This window comes from Enterobacter cloacae complex sp. P42RS, assembly GCF_014930595.1.
Lineage (GTDB): Bacteria > Pseudomonadota > Gammaproteobacteria > Enterobacterales > Enterobacteriaceae > Enterobacter > Enterobacter bugandensis.
Genome location: NZ_JADBRK010000019.1, coordinates 1 through 16,883, shown reverse-complemented (window position 1 = coordinate 16,883; position 16,883 = coordinate 1). Strand labels below are relative to the sequence as shown.

Here is a 16,883-nt window from a genome sequence, read left to right as displayed (position 1 = left end):
GCGGCGCTGCGCCTGCCGGGCCTACGAATGACAAAAATAAATTTGGCCATTAAGTGGTCAGGGCCAACTGTTGCCTGAAAAAGGGGTCATCATGGAAAAATTAACCTGTTTTAAAGCCTACGATATTCGCGGCAAGCTGGGCGAAGAGCTGAATGAAGACATCGCGTGGCGCATCGGTCGCGCGTACGGCGAATATTTAAAACCTAAGACCATCGTGCTGGGCGGCGACGTGCGTCTGACCAGCGAATCCCTGAAGCTGGCGCTGGCAAAAGGGCTGCAGGACGCGGGCGTGGACGTGCTGGACATCGGCCTGTCCGGTACCGAAGAGATCTATTTTGCCACCTTCCACCTCGGCGTGGACGGCGGTATCGAAGTGACGGCCAGCCACAACCCAATGGACTACAACGGCATGAAGCTGGTGCGCAAGGGCGCCCGCCCGATTAGCGGCGACACCGGCCTGCGCGACGTGCAGCGCCTTGCGGAAGCCAACGACTTCCCGCCAGTGAACGAGGCGAAGCGCGGCAGCTACAAGCAGATTAACCTGCAGAAAGAGTACATCGACCACCTGCTGGGCTACATCAACGTGGCGAATCTCAAGCCGCTGAAGCTGGTTATCAACTCCGGTAACGGCGCTGCCGGCCCGGTTGTCGATGCGCTGGAAGCCCGCTTTAAGGCGCTGAACGTGCCGGTGACCTTCGTCAAGGTACACAACACGCCGGACGGTAACTTCCCGAACGGTATTCCTAACCCGCTGCTGCCGGAGTGCCGCGACGACACCCGTAACGCGGTGATTGAGCACGGTGCCGATATGGGCATCGCCTTCGACGGCGACTTCGACCGCTGCTTCCTGTTCGACGAGAAAGGGCAGTTTATCGAAGGCTACTACATCGTTGGCCTGCTGGCGGAAGCGTTCCTCGAGAAAAACCCGGGCGCGAAGATCATTCACGATCCGCGTCTTTCCTGGAACACCGTCGACGTGGTGAAGGCCGCGGGCGGCGAGCCGGTGATGTCTAAAACCGGCCATGCCTTCATCAAAGAGCGCATGCGCGAAGAAGACGCCATCTACGGCGGCGAGATGAGCGCCCACCACTATTTCCGTGATTTTGCCTACTGCGACAGCGGAATGATCCCGTGGCTGCTGGTGACCGAGCTGCTGTGCCTGAAGGGGCAGAGCCTGGGCGAGCTGGTGCGCGACCGCATGGCGGCCTTCCCGGCAAGTGGGGAGATCAACAGCAAGCTGGCGCAGCCGGCCGAGGCGATTGCCCGCGTTGAACAGCACTTTGCCATTCACGCGCTGGAGATTGACCGTACGGACGGCATCAGCATGGCGTTCCCGCAGTGGCGCTTTAACCTGCGTTCGTCCAACACCGAGCCGGTGGTGCGTCTGAACGTAGAATCCCGCGCTGATACGGCGCTGATGGAAGCCCGAACGAAGGACATTCTGGCGCTGTTGAATCAGTAACAATTGCCCCTCCCGGCGGGAGGGGGAACCGAATACAGGAACAACGATGACGAATCTAAAAAAACGCGAACGAGCGAGAACGAATGCATCGTTAATCTCTATGGTGCAGCGTTTTTCTGATATCACCATCATGGTCGGTGGATTGTGGGCGGTGTGTCGGATCAGCGGGCTGCCGTTCTTATATATGCATCTTCTGATGGCCCTGATTGCGCTGGTTGTGTTTCAGATGATCGGCGGAATGACCGATTTCTACCGCTCGTGGCGCGGCGTGAAAATGACCACCGAACTGATGCTGCTGCTGCAGAACTGGACCCTGAGCCTGATCTTCAGCGCCGGTCTGGTGGCGTTCAGCCATGATTTTGACAACCGCTTCGTGACCTATCTCTGCTGGTACCTGTTAACCAGCGTCGGCATGGTGGTGTGCCGTTCCCTGATCCGCTTTGGCGCGGGCTGGCTGCGTAACCGCGGCTATAACCGTCGTTTCGTCGCCGTGGCGGGTGATTTACCGGTCGGGAGAGTGCTGCTCGACAGCTTCCGTAAAGAGCCGTGGTTAGGGTTTGAAGTGGTGGGGATTTACCACGACGCGAAGCCGGGCGGCGTGCCTGCGGACTGGGCGGGCAATTACGCGCAGCTTATTGAAGACGCGAAGGCCGGAAAAATTCATAACGTCTATATCGCCATGCAGATGAAAGACGAAACCCGCATCAAGCAGCTGATGCGCGAGCTGGCGGACACCACCTGTTCGGTGATCCTGATCCCGGACGTGTTTACCTTCAACATTCTGCACTCCCGCATTGAAGAGGTGAACGGCGTGCCGGTGGTACCGCTGTACGACACGCCGCTGTCGGGTATTAACCGCGTGCTCAAGCGCGTGGAAGATATCGTACTCTCTTCCCTGATTTTACTGCTTATTTCCCCGGTGCTGTGCTGCATCGCTCTGGCGGTGAAGCTGAGCTCTCCCGGCCCGGTTATCTTCCGTCAGACCCGCTACGGCATGGACGGTAAGCCAATCATGGTGTGGAAATTCCGCTCTATGAAGGTGATGGAGAACGACAAGGTGGTGACCCAGGCGACGCAGAACGATCCGCGCGTCACCCGCGTGGGGAACTTCCTGCGCCGCACTTCGCTTGACGAGCTGCCGCAGTTCATCAACGTCTTTACCGGCGGCATGTCGATTGTTGGCCCGCGTCCGCACGCGGTGGCGCATAACGAGCAGTACCGTTCGCTGATTGAAGGCTACATGCTGCGCCATAAGGTGAAGCCGGGCATCACCGGCTGGGCGCAGATCAACGGCTGGCGCGGCGAGACCGACACGCTGGAAAAAATGGAAAAACGCATCGAGTTCGATCTGGAGTACATCCGCGAGTGGAGCCTCTGGTTCGATATCAAGATTGTTTTTCTGACCATCTTCAAAGGTTTCGTGAACAAAGCGGCGTACTAAGATGAGCTTACGTGAAAAAACCATCAGCGGCGCCAAGTGGTCAGCGATGGCGACCATCGTCATCATTGGCCTCGGCCTGGTGCAGATGACGGTGCTGGCGCGCATTATCGATAATCACCAGTTCGGCCTGCTGACCGTCTCGCTGGTGATTATCGCGCTGGCCGACACGCTGTCTGACTTTGGTATCGCCAACTCCATTATCCAGCGCAAAGAGATCAGCCATCTTGAGCTGACCACGCTCTACTGGCTGAACGTGGGGCTGGGGATTTTCGTGTTTGTGCTGGTGTTCCTCCTGAGCGACGTGATTGCCAGCGTGCTGCACAACCCGGACCTCGCTCCGCTGATGCGTACGTTGTCCTTTGCATTCGTGGTGATCCCGCACGGGCAGCAGTTCCGCGCTCTGATGCAAAAAGAGCTGGAGTTCAACAAGATCGGCATGATCGAGACCAGCGCCGTGCTGGCGGGCTTTACCTTTACCGTGGTGAGCGCCCATTTCTGGCCGCTGGCGATGACCGCCATCCTCGGTTACCTGGTTAACTCTGCCGTGCGTACGCTGCTGTTCGGCTACTTTGGCCGCAAGATTTATCGTCCGGGGCTGCACTTCTCTCTCGCGTCCGTCTCGTCCAACCTGCGCTTTGGCGCGTGGCTGACGGCGGATAGCATTATTAACTATGTGAATACCAACCTCTCGACGCTGGTGCTGGCGCGCATCCTGGGCGCGAGCGTGGCGGGGGGCTACAACCTGGCCTATAACGTTGCGGTTGTTCCTCCTATGAAGCTGAACCCCATTATCACCCGCGTGCTGTTCCCGGCGTTCGCCAAGATTCAGGACGACACCGAGAAGCTGCGCGTCAACTTCTACAAGCTGCTTTCCGTGGTGGGGATTATCAACTTCCCGGTGCTGCTGGGGCTGATGGTGGTTTCCAGTAACTTCGTGCCGCTGGTGTTTGGCGAGAAGTGGAACGGCATTATCCCGATCCTGCAGCTGCTGTGTGTGGTGGGGCTGCTGCGCTCCGTGGGCAATCCGATTGGTTCTCTGCTGATGGCGAAGGCGCGCGTGGATATCAGCTTTAAGTTCAACGTGTTCAAAACTTTCCTGTTTATTCCGGCGATTATCATCGGCGGGCATATGGCGGGCGCCATCGGCGTCACGCTGGGCTTCCTGCTGGTGCAGATCGTTAATACCGTTCTGAGCTACTTCATCATGATCAAACCGGTGCTGGGCTCCAGCTACCGTCAGTACATCCTGAGCCTGTGGCTGCCGTTCTATCTCTCATTGCCGACCCTGGCGGTGAGCTACGGTCTGGGCATTATCCTCAGCGGGCATCTGCCGCTGGCCGCGCTGCTGGCGGTGCAGGTTGCCGCGGGCGCGCTGGCGTTTGGCGTGATGATTGTGCTGTCGCGCAACGCGCTGGTGGTAGAGATGAAGCGCCAGTTTTGCCGTAACGAAAAAATGAAAACGCTGCTTCGCGCAGGCTAGTTCTTTAAGAGGCCATTATGAAATTATTAATTCTTGGCAACCATACCTGCGGCAACCGTGGCGACAGCGCCATCCTGCGCGGTTTACTGGATGCAATTAACACCCTTAAGCCTGAGACTGAAGTGGACGTGATGAGCCGTTATCCGGTCAGCTCATCCTGGTTACTGAACCGCCCGGTGATGGGCGACCCGCTCTACAGCCAGATGAAACAGCACAACAACGCCGCGGGCGTGATGGGGCGCGTGAAGAAAGTGCTGCGCCGTCGCTACCAGCATCAGGTGCTGCTTTCCCGCGTCACCGACACCGGCAGGCTGCGCAACATCGCGATCGCGCAGGGATTTACGGACTTCGTGCGTCTGCTTTCCGGCTATGACGCCATTATTCAGGTCGGCGGCTCGTTCTTCGTCGATCTCTACGGCGTGCCGCAGTTTGAGCATGCGCTGTGCACGTTCATGGCGAAAAAGCCGCTGTTTATGATCGGCCACAGCGTCGGGCCGTTCCAGGATCCGCAGTTTAACCAGCTGGCAAATTATGTGTTTGGCCACTGCGACGCGCTGATCCTGCGCGAATCGGTCAGCCTCGACATGATGAAGCGTAGCGAAATTGACACCTCTAAAGTAGAACACGGCGTGGATACCGCCTGGCTGGTGGATCACCAGGACGATAACTTCCAGCCGAGTTACGCGGTGCAGCACTGGCTCGACGTGACGGCGAAACAGAAGACCGTCGCGATTACCCTGCGTGAACTCGCCCCGTTCGATAAGCGTCTTGGCACCACCCAGGCAGCCTATGAGAAAGCGTTCGCCGACGTGGTGAATCGCGTGCTGGACAGCGGTTATCAGGTGCTGGCGCTCTCAACCTGTACCGGCATTGACAGCTACAACAAAGATGACCGCATGGTGGCGCTGAACCTGCGCAACCTGGTGAACGACCCGTCCCGCTACCACGTGGTGATGGACGAGCTGAACGACCTGGAGATGGGCAAACTGCTCGCAGCCTGCGACCTGACCGTGGGTACCCGTCTGCACTCGGCAATTATCTCCATGAACTTTGGCACGCCGGCCATTGCCATTAACTACGAACACAAATCAGCAGGCATCATGCAGCAGCTCGGTATGCCGGAAATGGCCGTGGATATCCGTCATCTGCTGGATGGTTCGCTGGGTGCGATGGTGGGGGACACCCTGGGTCAACTGCCCGCCATCAATGAACGCCTGGCCGTGGCGGTGAAAGCCGAGCGCGAGAAGGGCATTGGAATGGTGAAATCGGTGCTTGAACGCGTGCGGGAGGGGAAATGAAGGTTGGTTTCTTCTTACTGAAATTTCCGCTGTCGTCTGAGACCTTTGTACTGAACCAAATTACCGCGTTTATCGATATGGGATATGACGTGGAGATCGTTGCCCTGCAAAAGGGCGACACCAAAAATACCCATGCGGCGTATACCCATTATGGGCTGGAGGCGAAGACCCGCTGGCTGCAGGACGAACCGGCCGGGAAGCTGAGCAAGCTACGCTACCGGGCCAGCCAGACGTTACGCGGGATCCACCGCGCGTCGACGTGGCGCGCGCTGAACGTTTCCCGCTATGGATCGGAATCTCGCAATTTAATTCTGTCGGCCATCTGTGGGCAAACGGCGCAGCCGTATCGTGCCGACGTGTTTATCGCCCACTTTGGCCCGGCGGGGGTCACCGCCGCGAAACTGCGTGAGCTTGGCGTAATTGACGGCAAAATTGCGACCATCTTCCACGGTATCGATATTTCCAGCCGCGAGGTGCTGAACCACTACACGCCGGAGTATCAGCAGCTGTTCAGGCGCGGCGACATAATGCTGCCTATCAGCGACCTGTGGGCCGGACGCCTGAAAAACATGGGCTGCCCGGGAGAGAAAATTGCCGTTTCGCGTATGGGCGTGGATTTAACGCGCTTCACTCGCCGCCCGGTTAAGGTGCCGGGAAAACCGCTGCAGATCATCTCCGTAGCCCGTCTGACCGAGAAGAAAGGTCTGCACGTGGCCATCGAAGCCTGCCGACAGCTGAAGGCACGCGGGGTGGCGTTCCACTATCGCATTCTCGGCATTGGCCCGTGGGAACGTCGTCTGCGCACGCTTATCGAACAGTATCAGCTGGACGATGTCGTGGAGATGCCGGGCTTCAAGCCGAGCCATGAGGTTAAAGCCATGCTCGATGAGGCTGACGTGTTCCTGCTGCCTTCGGTAACGGGCGCCGATGGCGATATGGAAGGCATTCCGGTGGCGCTGATGGAGGCGATGGCCGTTGGGATCCCGGTGGTATCGACGCTGCACAGCGGGATCCCGGAGCTGATCAAATCTGATCATTCCGGCTGGCTGGTGCCGGAGAATAACGCGATGGCTCTTGCGGATCGATTGGCTGCCTTCAGCGACATCGACCAGCAGGCGCTGGAGCCTGTGCTCCAGAATGCCCGACAAAAAGTTGAAACCGATTTTAACCAGCAGGTAATCAATCGCCAGTTAGCGAGCCTGCTGCAAACGCTGTAACGCCGAGGTTGTATGCTGAAAAAGATTACCCGACGCACCTTTGTCTCTTCTCTGTCTGTTCTGGCGGCCTCGCCGCTGCTGTCGTCCCGCATGGTGCGGGCGGCAAGCGGAAAGACGGTCTCCATTAATCAGTACAATAACAACGACTGGATCGCCGCTTTTAAGCAGGCGTTTAAGGACGGTGACACCGTCGTTGTCCCGGCCGGACTTACCTGCGAAAACATCAATACGGGCATTTTCATTCCCGACGGTAAAACGCTGCTGATCCGCGGAGCGTTGACCGGCAACGGACGTGGGCGTTTTGTGCTGCAGGAAGGCTGCAAAGTGATCGGTGAAGGCAGCGGCCGCACGGAGAACATCACGCTCGATGTTCGCGGCTCGGACTGCGCGATCAAAGGGCTGGCAATGAGCGGATTTGGGCCGGTGACGCAGATTTACATTGGCGGCAAGAAACCTCGCGTGATGCGCAATCTGGTTATTGATAACATCAGCGTGAGCCAGGCTAACTACGCCATCCTGCGCCAGGGCTTCCACAATCAGGTTGATGGCGCCCGGATCACCAACAGCAAATTCAGCCATCTGCAGGGCGATGCGATCGAGTGGAACGTTGCCATCAATGACCGCAATATTCTGATCTCCGATCATGTGATCGATAACATCAACTGCACCAACGGCAAGATCAACTGGGGCATCGGCATCGGCCTCGCCGGCAGCACCTACGATAACGACTACCCGGAAAAGCAAACCGTGAAGAACTTCGTGGTGGCAAATATCACCGGCAGCAACTGTCGCCAGCTGGTGCACGTTGAGAACGGGAAACACTTTGTTATCCGCAATATAAAGGCCAAAAATATTACCCCCGATTTCAGTAAAAAGGCGGGTATAGACAACGCAACGGTCGCCATTTATGGCTGTGATAATTTCATTATTGATAATGTCGACATGGTCAATAGTGCCGGAATGTTAATCGGCTATGGCGTTATTAAAGGCGATTATTTGTCCATCCCGCAGAACTTCAAGCTTAACAATATCCATCTGGATAATCGCCAGCTAGCGTATAAGCTGCGCGGAATTCAAATTTCATCCGGTAATGCGACCTCCTTTGTAGCGATCACCAACGTGGAGATGAAGCGGGCGACGCTTGAGCTGCACAATAAGCCGCAGCATCTTTTCTTACGTAATATCAACGTGATGCAGGAGGCAGCTATTGGCCCCGCGCTGAAGATCAACTTCGACCTGCGTAAAGATGTGCGGGGTAAATTTATGGCCAAAGACGAAACCTTGCTGTCGCTGGCGAACATCAAAGCGGTGAATGAGAAGGGGCAGAGTTCAGTGGATATTGACCGGGTGGATCAGCAGGTTGTGAATGTGGAAAGGCTGAATTTTGCGCTTCCGCACAGATAATCGACAACTTTCTTTTTTGAGACTATTCCTGGCACAGAAGTGTGATCTATTCAGATTGCAACTACAGAAATTTGTGGGGCTAAGGCGTAACATTGCCAGAGGATTACGGCAAATCATGCTGGCGAAAACAGGTTTAAGAGCTATAATTCGTCAACCATTTTAAGGTGGAAGAAATAATGATTAATTTGAAAGCAGTCATTCCGGTAGCAGGCCTGGGCATGCATATGCTGCCAGCCACAAAAGCCATTCCTAAAGAGATGCTGCCGATCGTCGACAAACCGATGATTCAATATATCGTCGACGAGATTGTTGCTGCAGGGATCAAAGAAATCGTCCTGGTTACCCATTCGTCCAAGAATGCGGTTGAGAACCACTTCGACACCTCTTACGAACTCGAAGCGCTGCTTGAGCAGCGCGTCAAACGCCAGCTGCTTGCAGAAGTGCAGTCTATCTGTCCGCCAGGCGTAACCATTATGAACGTGCGTCAGGCACAGCCGCTGGGTCTGGGTCACTCGATTTTGTGTGCCCGTCCGGTAGTGGGTGATAACCCATTCATCGTTGTTCTTCCGGACATCATCATCGATACCGCTTCAGCCGATCCGCTGCGTTACAACCTGGCGGCAATGGTGGCTCGTTTCAATGAAACGGGCCGTAGTCAGGTGCTGGCGAAACGTATGAAGGGCGATCTCTCCGAGTACTCCGTTATCCAGACAAAAGAAGCGCTGGAGACGGAAGGGCAGGTGAGCCGCATCGTTGAGTTCATCGAAAAACCCGATCAGCCGCAGACGCTGGATTCGGATCTGATGGCGGTTGGCCGTTATGTTCTGAATGCCGATATCTGGGCGGAACTGGAAAAAACTGAGCCAGGCGCCTGGGATCGTATCCAGTTGACCGATGCAATTGCAGCACTGGCGAAAAAACAGTCCGTTGACGCGATGCTGATGACAGGTGACAGCTACGACTGCGGTAAGAAGCTGGGATACATGCAGGCGTTTGTGAACTATGGGCTGCGCAACCTGAAGGAAGGGGCGAAGTTCAGAAACCGGATTGAGAAGCTGTTGACTAACGACTGATATTCCTTCCGCGTCCAGAACAAACGGCAGTTATCATTTTTGGTGTTGAGACATAACCAAAATGATAACTGCCGTTTTTTGTTATTAATTTTAATGATTACATAGGGTTATCTGATTCAAATCTCAGCAGCTTTGTAGCGATTTGTGCTTGTTTCTCTGGTCGTTTAGGACGACAATTAACGCCAGTTTTTGTCTGTAACCAGACAAGCAAAATCATTAATCAAACATCGCTCAGTGCACTGGTAGCTGTTAAGCCAGGGGCGGTAGCGTGCTCAATTTCTGAAACCGTTATTAAACACTCAGGTTTCAGAACCCCAGTATCCAGACATATACATTAGACGGAACAGATAACGTGAAAATTCTTGTAACGGGCGGGGCTGGTTTTATCGGCTCAGCGGTTGTGCGACATATTATTAAAAATACACAGGACGATGTCGTCAATGTAGATAAGCTCACCTATGCCGGAAATCTGGAGTCGCTAACAGAAGTTAGTGATAGCAACCGATATGCCTTTGAGCATGCCGATATTTGCGACAAAGACGCCATGGATCGGATCTTTGCAAATCATAAGCCTGATGCGGTAATGCATCTGGCTGCTGAAAGCCACGTTGACCGTTCTATTACGGGCCCGGCTGCGTTTATCGAAACCAATATCGTCGGCACTTATGTGCTTCTGGAAGCCGCCCGTGCGTACTGGTCCACGCTTGATGAGCAGGCGAAGAAAGCGTTTCGTTTCCATCACATCTCTACCGACGAAGTGTATGGAGATTTGCCGCATCCTGATGAGCATCCTGCATCAACTGAGCTGCCACTCTTTACTGAAACTACCGCGTATGCGCCCAGCAGTCCGTATTCAGCGTCAAAAGCCTCCAGCGATCATCTCGTTCGTGCCTGGATGCGTACCTACGGTTTCCCGACCATCGTCACCAACTGTTCAAATAACTATGGCCCTTACCATTTCCCGGAAAAACTGATTCCGCTGGTTATCCTGAATGCATTGGACGGCAAAGCGCTGCCTATTTACGGCAAGGGCGATCAAATCCGCGACTGGCTCTATGTTGAAGACCATGCGCGTGCACTCTATACCGTGGTCACCCAAGGGAAACCGGGGGAGACGTACAACATTGGTGGACATAACGAAAAGCAAAACCTGGATGTGGTGCATACGATTTGCGATCTGCTGGATGAGATTGTGCCTAAAGAGGGGTCGTATCGCGAGCAGATTACCTATGTTGCTGACCGTCCGGGCCATGACCGCCGCTATGCGATTGATGCTGAGAAAATTGGACTTGAGCTTGGCTGGAAGCCTGCGGAAACATTTGAAAGTGGGATTCGTAAAACAGTTGAATGGTATTTGGCAAACACAACATGGGTAGAAAACGTTAAAAGCGGGAATTATAAGACCTGGATTGTACAAAATTATCAAAATCGTTAAGGGCTATCCGCCTCGATATTTATATGGTTAATTAGCTGATAGGGGACGACAATGAAAATTTTAGTGACTGGGGGAACTGGATTTCTCGGTACTGCTTTAGTCAAAACGTTAAGATCAGCAGGTCACCAGGTAATTTTCACTACGCGTCGAGAAGAAAATATTGAACAGGGAATGTATAATCTTGGCGATATTTCGGCTCAAACGAATTGGACTACGCTTTTACAAGGTTGTGATACTGTCATTCATACCGCAGGAAGAGCTCATATCCTTAAAGATGATGCTGAAGATGCGCTGACAGAATTTCGTCGTGTCAACCATGATGCGACAATGAAATTAGCTAATGACGCTGCAAACTGTGGCGTAAAACATTTCATCTTCGTCAGTTCAATTGGAGTAAATGGTAATTCCACATCGGGAATCCCTTTCAGTGAATCGACACCTGCCAGACCAACGTCAGATTATGCTATTTCCAAGCTGGAAGCCGAGGAAAGCCTTCTCAAGGCATTTTCAGGAAGTAATATGGCAATAACAATCGTTCGTCCGGCTTTAATCTGTGGTCCAAATGCTCCGGGTAATATTCAACGCTTATTAAAGTTAGTGTCTAAAAACCTGCCTCTGCCTTTTAAGTCAGTAAAAAATAAGCGCGCCCTTGTTTCACTGGACAATGTTGTGAGCTTTATAAGCGAATGTACAACAAATGAAAAGTCAAAAAATGAACTTTATCTTTTGGCTGACCAGGAGCATCCTTCAACTGAAGAAATGATTACGGCATTTTCTACCGGGATGGGCATGACAGCGCGGATTGTTTATTTCCCTCGGGCATTACTTAAAATTTTTCTTTCAGCAATGAGGAAAAAAAGTATATATGACCAACTGTATGGCGATCTGGAAGTCGACTCAACGAAATCAAGGGAACAGCTTCAATGGACTCCACCCGTTACGTTGCAGGAAACGATGGTAAAAACAGCGAAGAATTTTATTGAAGGTAAAAAATAATGTTGTATCTGGGGATTGTCGTTTTTGCATTCTTTATCTCATGCGCGATGACCTGGGGGTTAAGGTTGTACGCCATCAAGAATAATGTGATTGATCAGCCAAACCAAAGAAGCTCACATAGTGTGCCGACGCCGCGCGGTGGAGGGGTTGCTATAGTATTAACATTATTAGCTGCATTACTATGGTTGGTACTGACGAAACATATCTCTTATGAGACATTTTTAGGCTTCTTCGTGCCGGGCTTATTGATTGCGGTTATCGGTTTTCTCGATGATCATGGACACATTGCTGCGCGCTGGCGTTTGCTGATGCATTTCTTAGCAGCAGCAATAGGTCTCTATTTCTTAGGAACGTTTCCGGATATTGATATATTTGGCTATGTCGTATCTTTGTCATGGTTTGGAATAATCATAGGAAGCGTCTATCTTGTGTGGATGTTGAATCTATATAACTTTATGGATGGCATTAATGGTCTTGCAAGCTCTCAAGCCATTACTTTTTCTCTGTGCAGTGTCGTTATAATAACGCTTAGCCAAAACGCTGGTTCTCCTGATGCGATGACGATGATTGCACTGGCTCTCGCTGGGGCTGCCGCAGGATTCATTGTGTGGAACTTCCCTGTGGCAAGGATCTTTATGGGGGATGCTGGAAGTGGTTTTTTAGGTATTACTATTGGCCTGATGATTCTTTATTTTGCAAAGCTAGATTCACATGTCTTGTTCGCTGAACTTTGTCTGCTTGGCATTTTTATTGTGGATGCAACTACTACCTTGCTTAGAAGATTACTGGCTGGTAAAAAAGTTTATGAAGCACATGCAAGCCATTGCTATCAAATTCTTGCCCGCAAATATAAGAGCCATGTTCCGGTAACATTGGCGGCGATTGCAATAAATATTGTGTGGTTGTTCCCAATTGCATACTTAATCATTTCTGCAAAAATTGATGGAATTGTTGGCATCATCATCGCGTGGCTACCATTGATATTTATCGCTTTCAAATGTGGGGCTGGAGTCAAAGACAAAGAGAATGCATAAATGAATGATCTGATCATTATAGGAGCTGGAGGGCATGGACGTACGCTGTACGAAACTGCTAGACTTTTGGGATATGAAAATATTGTATTCCTCGATGATAATGAATCGTGCTTAAATACTTCAGAGATTCATGTTATTGGGAAAACATCAGATCTTAATCTCTATGCGGACACTGCCAAACATATTGCTATAGGCATTGGCAATAATAAGCTAAGAGAAGTATTCCACCATCAGCTTCAAAATTTAAGTATTACTCCTACAACGCTGGTACACCCCTTTGCATTTGTGAGTCCGTCCGCTACCTTGGGGAGCGGGAGCGTAGTTTTAGCCGGTGCAGTTATTGGCGCAAACTCAACCTTAGGAGCCGGTACGATAGTTAATAGTCATTCGACGGTGGATCATGATTCGACTCTTGGTGATTTTGCCCACTTAGGGGTTGGCGTGCATCTTGCCGGTGGTGCGAATATTGGGAGATCGGCTTTTCTGCAAGCGGGAACAGTGGGTGGATATAGTGCAACAGTGGATGAGCATGCCATATGCCCTCCCGGTACTATTTTATAAATTAATAGCAAGCTTTAACGAGGCGACTAGTTTTTAGTATGCTAACTTATTTAATTTCTTTGCCAAGACCAATAAAACGGATTATTACACTCTCCATTGATGTTGTTTTGTTAACGTGTGCATTTTGGTTTGCATTTTGGGTTCGTATTGATTCTATGACACCGTTAACTAGCGTATCCCACTGGTTACTGCTCACATCAATAATAGTAATTACTCTTGCCATCTTTGTAAAACTTGGACTTTATAGAGCTGTAATACGTTACATAACCGCGAAAATACTGCTTGTTGTTTCTCTTGGAATGCTAATTTCGTCGTTACTCCTGATTATTGCCGCTTTTTACACAAACCTCTATCTTCCAAGAACCATCCCCTTTATTTATTTCTCGTTCGGGGTATTGCTTGTGGCGGGCTCGCGCCTTGGAATGAGAATGCTAGTTAATCGTGGCTTAAAATTGGGAACACGCGTCATCATATATGGGGCCGGAGCTTCAGGACGACAGTTACTTCCCGCGTTGAGTCAGATGGATGAATACTATCCCGTTGCGTTTGTTGACGACAATCGCTCATTACAGGGGCAGGTTATCCATGGTGTAAGTGTGTTTTCGCCAGAAAAATTGGCATGGCTAATCGAGAAGTATGAGGCTAAGAAAATTCTGCTGGCGATGCCAAGTGCCAGCCGTGCGAGAAAAAATGAGGTGATTTCTACACTCGAAGGACTACCTTGTGAGGTGCTTTCGATTCCGGGAATGGTTGACTTGGTTGAAGGAAAAGCGAGAATCGATGCTTTACGTAAAGTAGTAATTACCGATCTGTTAGGACGCGACCCTGTTTCACCGATCCCTGAATTAGTCTCAAAGAATATTCTTGATAAAACGGTCATGGTCACTGGCGCAGGAGGATCTATTGGTTCTGAACTATGCCGACAAATAATCAAAAATAAACCTTCACAACTAATTCTTTTCGAGTTATCAGAATACTCACTTTATTCTATCGATTCTGAGCTAAGAAATTTAATTCTGACACAATCCTTGAATACTAAGATTTACCCAATTTTAGGTAACGTTCAGGATATGGAACATCTTGAAAGGCTAATCAAGGCATTTAACGTTGAGACTATATACCATGCGGCAGCCTATAAGCATGTTCCGCTAGTTGAATTCAATGTTATTGACGGTGTCCGTAACAATATCTTTGGAACTTTGTGCTGCGCTCAAGCTGCCGAAAATTGTGGCGTCGAAAGTTTTGTTCTTATCTCTACAGATAAAGCTGTGCGGCCAACAAACACAATGGGTGCGACAAAGCGTATGGCGGAGCTGATTCTGCAGGCCCTGGCATCAGAATCGAGTAAAACCTGCTTCAGCATGGTCCGGTTCGGGAATGTGTTAGGTTCGTCCGGTTCGGTTGTGCCCCTATTTGAAAAACAAATCGCTGCTGGTGGTCCGGTAACATTAACGCACCCTGATATCACCCGTTATTTCATGACCATTCCTGAAGCAGCGCAGCTTGTGATCCAGGCTGGAGCAATGGGTAGTGGGGGAGATGTTTTTGTGCTGGATATGGGCGACCCGGTTAAAATTATTGATCTCGCCCACCGCATGATTGCCTTGCAGGGACTTTCCGTTCGCGATGATAAAAATCCTTATGGTGATATTGCTATCAAAACGACGGGACTGCGGCCTGGTGAGAAGCTTTATGAAGAGCTTTTAATAGGCGATAACGTCTCTATAACACAACATCCACGAATTAAAACGGCTAATGAAGTCATGCTTCCGTGGAGTGAAATGAAAAATATTCTTGCAGAATTGGATATCTCATGTCGCAACTTTGATTATGAACGGGTGCGCAAAATATTGCTAAATGCACCTACTGCATTTAATCCTACTGATGACATCTGTGACTTACTCTGGAAAGAAAACAACAGTTAAGTATTTTAAATCAGTACCAAAATTTGAAATTAACTCACAAAGTAGATGGGAAAGAGATTCTTTCCCGCCGAAGGATTTATAATGAACGTAATTCAAACACCTTTAAAAGATTGTGTAATCATTGAGCCTAAGGTTTTTGGTGATTCTCGCGGTTTTTTTCTTGAAGCCTGGCATAAAGAAAAATATGAAGATGCAGGAATTAAAGGTACTTTTGTACAGGATAATCGCTCACGTTCGAGTCGAAATGTTCTACGTGGACTGCATTTCCAGAAAACGAAGCCTCAGGGTAAATTAGTTAGCGTAATCAGCGGTGAAGTTTATGATGTTGCAGTGGATCTTCGCCAAGATTCTGATACGTTTGGCCAATATGTTGGTGTACTTCTTTCAGGCGAGAAGAATAACCAGTTGTACGTTCCTCCTGGGTTTGCCCATGGATTCTGCGTATTAAGCAATTATGCCGATTTCCACTATAAGTGTACTGATTTTTACGATCCAAAGGATGAAGGTGGGATTATCTGGAATGATCCGGATATTGCCATTGACTGGCCGATAACATCACCAATCCTCTCTGAAAAAGACATCAAATTAATTACACTCGCTGAGTATAAGAAAACGTTATGAAAGCACATTATACAGTGATCGGTGGACGTGGTTTCATTGGTAGTGAAATCGTGGAAAACCTTCTGGCTAAGGGCGAAAAAGTTGAAGTCCCGCCACGCGATGATGAGACTCTTTTTGATAGAGATCTGGGCATTGTCATCTATGCTGCTGGCAATGGTGATTGTGCAAACACACCTTTTGATGTATATAAATCAAACACCGAGTTGCTGGCATCAATTTTGGAACGCGCTGAGTTCTCGAAATTAATCTATATTTCATCAACGCGCGTATATATGGAACAAGATAGCGCGTCGGAAAATGATAATCTTACGGTATGCAGTAGCGATAACCGAAGACTTTTTAACCTTACTAAACTGGTAAGTGAAGAGTTATGCCTTAAAAGCAGCCGAGATACGATTATTGTCAGACCTAGTAACGTTTACGGTTTGGCATTAAAAAGTAAGTTATTCCTGCCAAGCATAATAAGAAATGCAATTTCGGATAAACATATTGATATGTATGTTTCGCCTGCATATGCAAAAGATTATGTTTCAGTTACGGATGTTGCAGAAATGATTTACCTCATCAGCCGTAATAATGAACATCACATCTATAACATTGCTTCTGGTGTAAATACCAAAGCATCTGATATTGCAGATTTAATTGCAAGTAAAACTGGCTGTACGATCAAATGGCATGAAGGTTTCAAAGGTGAGTATTTCCCTCCTACGGATAATACCAGAACTATAAATGAGTTCGGCCATGTCTATAAAAATGTATTGTCTGATATAGAAATAATGATCGATAACTTTAAAAAGAATATGACAGATGTCTAATTTTTTCTTATCAGCCATTAAAAAAAATGTGGCGGATGAAGATAAAAGAAAAGTCTTTGTGAACTTTTTTTATCTTAGCCTCGAGAGAATCACTCAACTCGTTATCATTATTATTATTAAT

Annotated in this window: 14 protein-coding genes and 1 pseudogene; all 15 read left to right on the top strand. The window is 50.1% G+C overall.

Annotated features, from left to right (window positions below):
• Positions 1–91 precede the first annotated feature (91 nt).
• Positions 92–1,462, top strand: a complete 1,371-nt coding sequence (gene cpsG / locus IM314_RS18395) for a colanic acid biosynthesis phosphomannomutase CpsG (protein WP_059355550.1) — start codon at positions 92–94, stop codon at positions 1,460–1,462.
• 46 nt (positions 1,463–1,508) lie between these two features.
• Positions 1,509–2,903: an undecaprenyl-phosphate glucose phosphotransferase gene (gene wcaJ / locus IM314_RS18390; protein ID WP_041909129.1), complete on the top strand. Its 1,395-nt coding sequence runs from the start codon at positions 1,509–1,511 to the stop codon at positions 2,901–2,903.
• A gap of 1 nt (position 2,904) precedes the next feature.
• A complete protein-coding gene (gene wzxC / locus IM314_RS18385) occupies positions 2,905–4,383 on the top strand; it encodes a colanic acid undecaprenyl disphosphate flippase WzxC (protein WP_163332517.1) in 1,479 nt (492 codons plus the stop codon).
• A 17-nt stretch (positions 4,384–4,400) separates the two neighbouring features.
• The gene (gene wcaK / locus IM314_RS18380) at positions 4,401–5,681 is read left to right on the top strand and encodes a colanic acid biosynthesis pyruvyl transferase WcaK (protein ID WP_047363165.1); all 1,281 of its coding nucleotides are present in this window, start codon (positions 4,401–4,403) and stop codon (positions 5,679–5,681) included.
• The gene (gene wcaL, locus IM314_RS18375; RefSeq protein WP_193358781.1) at positions 5,678–6,898 is read left to right on the top strand and encodes a colanic acid biosynthesis glycosyltransferase WcaL; all 1,221 of its coding nucleotides are present in this window, start codon (positions 5,678–5,680) and stop codon (positions 6,896–6,898) included. The genes wcaK and wcaL overlap by 4 nt, the downstream gene beginning before the upstream one ends.
• Positions 6,899–6,910: 12 nt before the next feature.
• Positions 6,911–8,302 carry a colanic acid biosynthesis protein WcaM gene (gene wcaM / locus IM314_RS18370; RefSeq protein WP_193358780.1) on the top strand — a complete coding sequence of 464 codons (1,392 nt, stop codon included), beginning with the start codon at positions 6,911–6,913 and terminating at the stop codon, positions 8,300–8,302.
• A 176-nt stretch (positions 8,303–8,478) separates the two neighbouring features.
• Positions 8,479–9,375: a GalU regulator GalF gene (gene galF / locus IM314_RS18365; protein ID WP_045629823.1), complete on the top strand. Its 897-nt coding sequence runs from the start codon at positions 8,479–8,481 to the stop codon at positions 9,373–9,375.
• A 352-nt stretch (positions 9,376–9,727) separates the two neighbouring features.
• Positions 9,728–10,810: a dTDP-glucose 4,6-dehydratase gene (rfbB, locus tag IM314_RS18360; protein WP_193358779.1), complete on the top strand. Its 1,083-nt coding sequence runs from the start codon at positions 9,728–9,730 to the stop codon at positions 10,808–10,810.
• Positions 10,811–10,861: 51 nt separating this feature from the next.
• The gene (locus IM314_RS18355; protein ID WP_047367926.1) at positions 10,862–11,806 is read left to right on the top strand and encodes an NAD-dependent epimerase/dehydratase family protein; all 945 of its coding nucleotides are present in this window, start codon (positions 10,862–10,864) and stop codon (positions 11,804–11,806) included.
• Positions 11,806–12,840: a glycosyltransferase family 4 protein gene (locus IM314_RS18350; RefSeq protein ID WP_047363174.1), complete on the top strand. Its 1,035-nt coding sequence runs from the start codon at positions 11,806–11,808 to the stop codon at positions 12,838–12,840. Before IM314_RS18355 ends, IM314_RS18350 begins: the two co-directional genes overlap by 1 nt.
• The gene (locus IM314_RS18345; protein ID WP_072059925.1) at positions 12,841–13,401 is read left to right on the top strand and encodes a sugar O-acyltransferase; all 561 of its coding nucleotides are present in this window, start codon (positions 12,841–12,843) and stop codon (positions 13,399–13,401) included.
• A 38-nt stretch (positions 13,402–13,439) separates the two neighbouring features.
• Positions 13,440–15,326, top strand: a complete 1,887-nt coding sequence (locus tag IM314_RS18340; RefSeq protein ID WP_047363176.1) for a nucleoside-diphosphate sugar epimerase/dehydratase — start codon at positions 13,440–13,442, stop codon at positions 15,324–15,326.
• Positions 15,327–15,407: 81 nt separating this feature from the next.
• Complete coding sequence (gene rfbC / locus IM314_RS18335) at positions 15,408–15,947, top strand: dTDP-4-dehydrorhamnose 3,5-epimerase (RefSeq protein ID WP_193358778.1); 540 nt, start codon at positions 15,408–15,410, stop codon at positions 15,945–15,947.
• Positions 15,944–16,762 carry an NAD(P)-dependent oxidoreductase gene (locus IM314_RS18330; RefSeq protein WP_193358777.1) on the top strand — a complete coding sequence of 273 codons (819 nt, stop codon included), beginning with the start codon at positions 15,944–15,946 and terminating at the stop codon, positions 16,760–16,762. Before rfbC ends, IM314_RS18330 begins: the two co-directional genes overlap by 4 nt.
• Positions 16,755–16,883 (top strand): annotated as a pseudogene (locus tag IM314_RS18325) (O-antigen flippase); the annotation flags it as partial. The gene IM314_RS18330 and the pseudogene IM314_RS18325, both read left to right, overlap by 8 nt.